Annotated in this window: 10 protein-coding genes; 3 read left to right on the forward strand and 7 right to left on the reverse strand. The window is 70.8% G+C overall.

Annotation, left to right across the window (positions count from 1 at the left end):
* Positions 1-106 precede the first annotated feature (106 nt).
* From KBI5_RS23710 to KBI5_RS23725, 4 genes are all read right to left on the reverse strand, one after another.
* A complete protein-coding gene (locus KBI5_RS23710; RefSeq protein ID WP_085016524.1) occupies positions 107-397 on the reverse strand; it encodes a hypothetical protein in 291 nt (96 codons plus the stop codon).
* Between the two features lie 129 nt (positions 398-526).
* The gene (locus KBI5_RS23715) at positions 527-886 is read right to left on the reverse strand and encodes a hypothetical protein (RefSeq protein ID WP_085016525.1); all 360 of its coding nucleotides are present in this window, start codon (positions 884-886) and stop codon (positions 527-529) included.
* A 76-nt stretch (positions 887-962) separates the two neighbouring features.
* On the reverse strand, positions 963-1319 hold the full coding sequence (locus KBI5_RS23720; protein WP_085016526.1) for a hypothetical protein: 357 nt from the start codon (positions 1317-1319) through the stop codon (positions 963-965).
* Positions 1316-2029, reverse strand: a complete 714-nt coding sequence (locus KBI5_RS23725) for an ATP-binding protein (RefSeq protein WP_085016527.1) — start codon at positions 2027-2029, stop codon at positions 1316-1318. Before KBI5_RS23725 ends, KBI5_RS23720 begins: the two co-directional genes overlap by 4 nt.
* A 210-nt stretch (positions 2030-2239) precedes the next feature.
* Here KBI5_RS23725 and KBI5_RS28545 point away from each other — a divergent pair, with 210 nt between their 5' ends.
* Positions 2240-2371 carry a hypothetical protein gene (locus tag KBI5_RS28545; RefSeq protein WP_277870132.1) on the forward strand — a complete coding sequence of 44 codons (132 nt, stop codon included), beginning with the start codon at positions 2240-2242 and terminating at the stop codon, positions 2369-2371.
* A gap of 214 nt (positions 2372-2585) precedes the next feature.
* Here the strand turns inward: KBI5_RS28545 and KBI5_RS27225 are convergent, their stop codons facing one another.
* The 3 genes from KBI5_RS27225 to KBI5_RS23740 all read right to left on the reverse strand — a co-directional run bounded on the left by KBI5_RS27225 (position 2586) and on the right by KBI5_RS23740 (position 4423).
* Entirely contained in the window at positions 2586-2768 is a 183-nt protein-coding gene (locus KBI5_RS27225; RefSeq protein WP_085016528.1) for a hypothetical protein, read from the reverse strand.
* Positions 2769-2822: 54 nt separating this feature from the next.
* Positions 2823-3626 carry an SAM-dependent methyltransferase gene (locus KBI5_RS23735; protein WP_085016529.1) on the reverse strand — a complete coding sequence of 268 codons (804 nt, stop codon included), beginning with the start codon at positions 3624-3626 and terminating at the stop codon, positions 2823-2825.
* A 440-nt stretch (positions 3627-4066) separates the two neighbouring features.
* The gene (locus KBI5_RS23740) at positions 4067-4423 is read right to left on the reverse strand and encodes a kinase (RefSeq protein ID WP_085016530.1); all 357 of its coding nucleotides are present in this window, start codon (positions 4421-4423) and stop codon (positions 4067-4069) included.
* Positions 4424-4650: 227 nt separating this feature from the next.
* Between KBI5_RS23740 and KBI5_RS26710 the strand changes: the two genes are divergently transcribed.
* Both KBI5_RS26710 and KBI5_RS23750 read left to right on the forward strand, forming a co-directional pair.
* The gene (locus KBI5_RS26710) at positions 4651-4824 is read left to right on the forward strand and encodes a hypothetical protein (RefSeq protein WP_157902587.1); all 174 of its coding nucleotides are present in this window, start codon (positions 4651-4653) and stop codon (positions 4822-4824) included.
* A 21-nt stretch (positions 4825-4845) separates the two neighbouring features.
* Positions 4846-5154, forward strand: coding sequence for a hypothetical protein (locus tag KBI5_RS23750; protein WP_085016532.1), 309 nt, complete (start codon positions 4846-4848; stop codon positions 5152-5154).
* The last annotated feature ends 58 nt before the right edge of the window (positions 5155-5212 follow it).

Here is a 5212-nt window from a genome sequence, read left to right on the forward strand (position 1 = left end):
TGGCGTGCGGACGTGCGATCTGTTCGGCATTGGAGGGTCCATCTGTTCGCACGTGTCAGACCGCTTCGTGCCCGCGGACACCACGCCCGGTCGCGAGCACGCCTCGCTAGCGGTGCCTATGGCGGGTTGGCGACAGCCAGTACCGCGGATGGAGGATCGTGGCAGCGGCGTCGACCTGCGCGCGAGCCTCATCCAGGTTCAGCCCGAGCCGTTCGGCCTGGTCGTAGGTTTCCAGGGCCGAGCACAGGTCTGTCCAATCTGGTTCCGTCGGGTCAAGGGGCGGTGTGAAGCTGGCGAGAAGGCTCGCCAACTGTTCGGGCGGCAGGAGATCGTGCATGCGCGCGAGCAGAACGATCGGACGCAGCGCGGGCGGGACCGTGTGTCGGTGAAATCGCATCGGGTGACTTCGTCGTCGGAGGTCCGGGTGGGCGTGGCGATGCGTCGGTGCCGGTCGCGGCAGGGCCGTGTTCGGGGCATGGATCGGCGGGAAGGACCGGCATGGCGGAGGTCGGCGTGACGTTGATCGTCAGCGTCGTAGTCGGGTGATCCGTCGGCGGGGGTGGTGCGGGCGGGTGGGCCCCGACGGGGAATGCCAGACGACACGCAGGGTGGCGTCGACGTAGGAGAACAGCCAGAGGGCGCGGTCCAGAGAGGAGAAGCTGCCGCTGATCTGTCCGTCGATACCGACGACGGCCACCTGATCGTCGAAGCGGAGTCCCCAGGCGACAACGTGGATATCGGTGGGGTCGGGGGGTTCGGCGACGATCGCAAACAGGCGGGGGGGCATGACGTCCACCAGCGCGCTGAGCAGGCCCGCGTCGACCTGGCCTGGTAGGTCGACGTCGTCGATCGCGGGGCCGTTGGTCTCCTGATAGTCGACGGTCACGGTTGCTCTCCGGCCAGGTGGTGGTAGGTGCGGTGGGTGTCGCGCCTCGCGGACGGGTGAGTGGCGCGCTGCGGCGTCAGGCAGAGCTATCGCCGTTCAGGTTCTGGCGTGTCTGGGCGCCGCGGGCCGCGGTGACGGCGCGGGTGAGGGCCGCGGCGAGCGCGTCGGCTTCGTCGAGGGTGAGGGCCTCGCTTTCGGGGTCGTCATCCCCGAGCCCGAGCGAGATCAAAGGGTCGTAGGTGGTCGTGGAGGTAACGTACTGTTCGATGGCCACCTGGATGGCGGTGCCATCGCGTATTCCGGGGATCTCCGGCAGGTCGACCAGGGTGAATGCGGAGATGTGATAGTCGCCGGGGCCGGCTGTTTCGACGTGGAGGTGGCCGGCGGGCTGGTCGCACCACGGTGGGCAGGTGGTGTCCACAGGGGCGCTCATAGGGTTGCCTGCTGTTCTCGGCCGGTTGGACGGTGCACGGAGCTGGTCGGTGTGGTGGCCGGCGTCCAGTCGTCGAGGTTGCGTAGTCCGTCGAGGACGCGTTGCAGCAGCGCGCGGTCGTACGCGTCCGGATTCGGCGCGCCCGCGTCGGTGGGGGGCGGCGGGTCACGGCGCGGCAGGTTCTCGGCCGGGCCGTGACGGAGGTGCGGGATGGACGGAGTTTCGTGGGGCAGCGCCGCCCAGACGATCTTGCCCTTGGTTCGGTAGCCGTCGGGGGTGCGGACTCGGACGGGGTAGTAGCCGAGGTCTCGGGCGAGGGCGGCGACGAGGTGCAGGCCGCGGCCGGCTTCGGTGTCGGTGTCGGCGGCCCGGCGGGTCGGGCGGCCGGGGCCGCTGTCCCACACCTCGACGATCAGGTCACGGTGGCTGTAGGTCAGGCGCATCGCGACCCGGGACGCCACGTCGTCGCCCCCGTGCATGCTAAGAGGGCGGTTGCTGGCCACCAGCGCATTGGTGATCATTTCCGACACGACGAGGGTGGCCGTGTCGGTCAACCCGTCGAGGCCCCAGCGGTGCAGCTGCGCGGTCGCGTCGCGGCGGGCGGCGTGGGCCGACCGCGGAATGGCCGGATAGTGYCGGACATGCTGCGGCAGCCGGTCGGCAGGGGGATCGGGCGTTGTGGACGGGGTGGCGGCGAGAGCGGCGGTCATACGTTCTCCTGGCGCAGGGATTTGGACAGAAGCGGTCCCTCGCTCGGACGGCGCGGGTACGGACGGGTGGGAACCGCCACGAGGAGCCGCCGCAGGCGGAGGTGCGGAGTTTGCAGACAGCGGACCGTTCCCGGAGCGGGCAGCGGCAGCGATAGGCCGCCCGGCGGAAGGGATCGGGGCAGGGGCGGCGTCGCCGACCAGCGTCAGGTTGTGATCGGCGAGCAGGACAACACCGCACGGCCATCCGCGCCCGCAGCCAGCGCAGACGCGACCGTGGCGGACGTGAGTGTCGAGCAGATCGATCGCGGCGCCTCGAAGCTGATCGAAGGCGTGCTCCAATGAGCGGGGACCTCTGTCGCGCGGTGCCCGGTCCGGCTGCCGCCTGGGGATGATCTTTGGGCTGTCCGCGGCCGGCCAGCGGCGCGGGCCAGCCACGTCCGTGGAGGTCGGAGCGGGCCTGGGGGAAGGCCGTGGTGCGGGCGGTGGCCGGCCTCCCGGTGGCCGGTGCGGCGTCGTGACCATGGACGTGTGCCTTCCGTCTGTCGTTCGGGAACGGTCAGATCAGCGCCGGGCGGCGCCGTGGCCACGTCGCCGTTGTCGGGGCCGGCGGGGTCGTGGCGAGCGCGGCGAGGGTTGCGTTCAGCGCGGCGCCGGCGGTGACCGTCGGTCCGAACGCCGCCTCGGCCCGTGGCCCCAGATCGGCGGTCGCGGCGACGATCCATCCCTCGGCGTGCTCCACCAGCCCGGCGGACGTCGGCCGCCGGCCAACAGGTCGAGCAGCCGGACCGTGTGCTCACCGGATGCGCGCGACGCCGGCGTAGGCGGGCAGCCGTCCTTCGGCCGTCGTCGCCCGGCGGTGACGGTCGTCCTCCCAGCCCGGCAGCAGGACCACGCCGGGCTCGACCAGGTCCGTGCCGTCGAAGAACCGCGAGACCTGGTCACGGCTGCGCAGCTGGAACGGCGCGGTCGTGCGCCGGTACACCTCGGCCGCGTTCGCGACGTCCGGGCCCTGCCCGTCTCCGGTCGCGTGGGTCAGGACCAGGTAGCTGCCTGCTGGCAGGGCTGCGTGCAGTGACGCGACGAGTCGTTGCGGGTCGGTGTTGTCGGGGAAGAAGTGCAGGATCGCGACCAGCAGGAGCCCGACCGGCTGGGACAGATCCAGCAGGCTGGTGATCTCCGGATGGGTGAGGATCTCCTCGGGCCGGGCCAGGTCGGCTTCCACCGCCAGCGCCCTTGGATGGGACGCGAGCAGGATCTGGCTGTGCGCGACCGCGACGGGGTCGTGGTCCACGTAGGCGACGCGGGCGTCCGGCGCGACCCGTTGGGCGACCTCGTGGACGTTGCCCATCGTCGGCATGCCGGAGCCGATGTCGAGGAACTGACGAAGGCCGACCTCGCCGGCGAGAAAGCGGACCGCTTCACCGAGGAACAGACGGTTGACCCGGGTGGTGTCCCGGATCTGCGGCCACGTCTCGACGACCCGCGCCGCGGCTTCCCGATCGGCGGGGAAGTTGTGCGCCCCGCCGAGGAAGTAGTCGTAGACCCTGGCCACGTTCGGGCCCTCGGGCTCTGCTGGGGCGAACGTCTCCGGCTCCATCAGGACCGCCCCCGCGACGATCGTCCGGCTCCGACGGGTGCGCCCCCTGGCGATCGGCGCGGCCGTCCCGGTCTGTCGTCCGGGCCGGGGCTGGACCCGAGAGGGGGGTTACAGGACGTCGCGCAGTCGATCCTCATCATGGGAGCGGCCCTCACTGACCGTAGGCATAGGGGAACCGTTACACCATCGTCCTGACGGCGACGGCCGGTCATTCCTGCGGCGACGAAGAAGCTGTTCGTCGAACCGAACCCCTGTTGACCTGGAGAGACGCTCTCGGGGGCGGCCATTGCTTCGAGCCGGTGTCGCTCCTGATACGCAGGGTCTGATCGTCCGGTTACCGGAATCGTGTCGACGGTCGCACCGCCTGGCCGCGCCGAGGCTGAGTGTCGACCCCGACATATACCTGACTGCAACCGACGGCGTGGTCACGATCGACGAACTCAGCGGGGAGCGCTGTCGGGATCGATCGGGCGGTCGGACGGGGCGGAAGACGACAGCAGTCCGGTGGCGGCCCCGATGAACGCGACCGTGCGCTGAAGCGTGAAGTGCTCGGGGACGACCTGCTCGCCRTCAACTCCCAGCAGGTCGCGGGTCAGGTACCAGCCCCGCATGTCCTCCCCGCTGAACTCCGCCGCCTGGGGTCGGGTGGCGTGCCGGCGCAGTGTCTCCTCGAAGCACACGTCGAGATAGAACACGAAGCTGCGCCCCCGGTGGGCCCGGAGCAGACTATCGATCATCTCAGCGTGGCGTGACGCGGCGAGGATGCCTTCCAGGAGGACGTGATAGCCGTGATCCATTCTCTGATCCAGCGCGATGGCATGGCTCGCCGGTTCCGATTGACGGACTACCCCCTATGGGTCGAGGAGCCCGGGGCCGCGTTGTCCTGCTCGTCGACGCCGATCAGGCAATTAGGACGCTCCAGCGGTCGGCCGGCGGAGACTGTTCGCAGCTCGTTGTCTGCGCACCGCGGGCGCGCGCCGCGAGGTGGAGATCCACGCCGAGCAGCTGTTCTATGGTGTGCTGCGTGTTGCGCGTGACCCGCTCGGCTGCGGGCCGGGCCGGCGCGGGTGTCGCGGCGCCGCGCGCCCTGGGGCTGCGGGTCGGCGCGGCCCATCCGGTCTGGCCGCTGCTTCTCGGGCAGGGCATCGGCCCAGGCCAGCTCGGCGAGGATTTGCTCGCCGGCGTGACGGCGACCTGACCGGACGAGAGGCAGGCTCACATGACGACGCCAGTCGCGGGCACAGCGTCCGACGCCGCCGAGCCGCTGGAGTGCTGGTGCTGCGCTGGCACGTATCAGGAGAAGGACCTGGTCCGGCTCGGTCGCCATCCCGAGGTCGGGGTCTGCCTGGCCTGCGCGCACTTCCTGCACCAGCAGGCGCGGGGTCGTGAGGACGCGCGACGCCCCTCACCCGCCGCCCGGCTCCGCGACGCGCTGCGCGCGGGCCGGCGGCTGGTCATCCAGCGKCAGTGGCATCAGAACCAGCTATTCGGCCGGCCTTTGCGCTGGTTGGGGCAACGCCTTCCGTAGCCAGGTCCTGACGGTCAGCTGGCCGGTCCAGGCAGGGCAATCGCGCTAGTGGAGCGTG

The organism is Frankia sp. KB5, from assembly GCF_002099325.1.
Classification (GTDB): domain Bacteria; phylum Actinomycetota; class Actinomycetes; order Frankiales; family Frankiaceae; genus Frankia; species Frankia casuarinae.

What these genes read in the sequence shown, in the direction of transcription:
- KBI5_RS23735 (WP_085016529.1), bottom strand. Translation starts at nt 3,626, where the DNA reads ATGGAGCCGGAGACGTTCGCCCCAGCAGAGCCCGAGGGCCCGAACGTG.
- KBI5_RS23720 (WP_085016526.1), bottom strand. Translation starts at nt 1,319, where the DNA reads ATGAGCGCCCCTGTGGACACCACCTGCCCACCGTGGTGCGACCAGCCC.
- KBI5_RS23710 (WP_085016524.1), bottom strand. Translation starts at nt 397, where the DNA reads ATGCGATTTCACCGACACACGGTCCCGCCCGCGCTGCGTCCGATCGTT.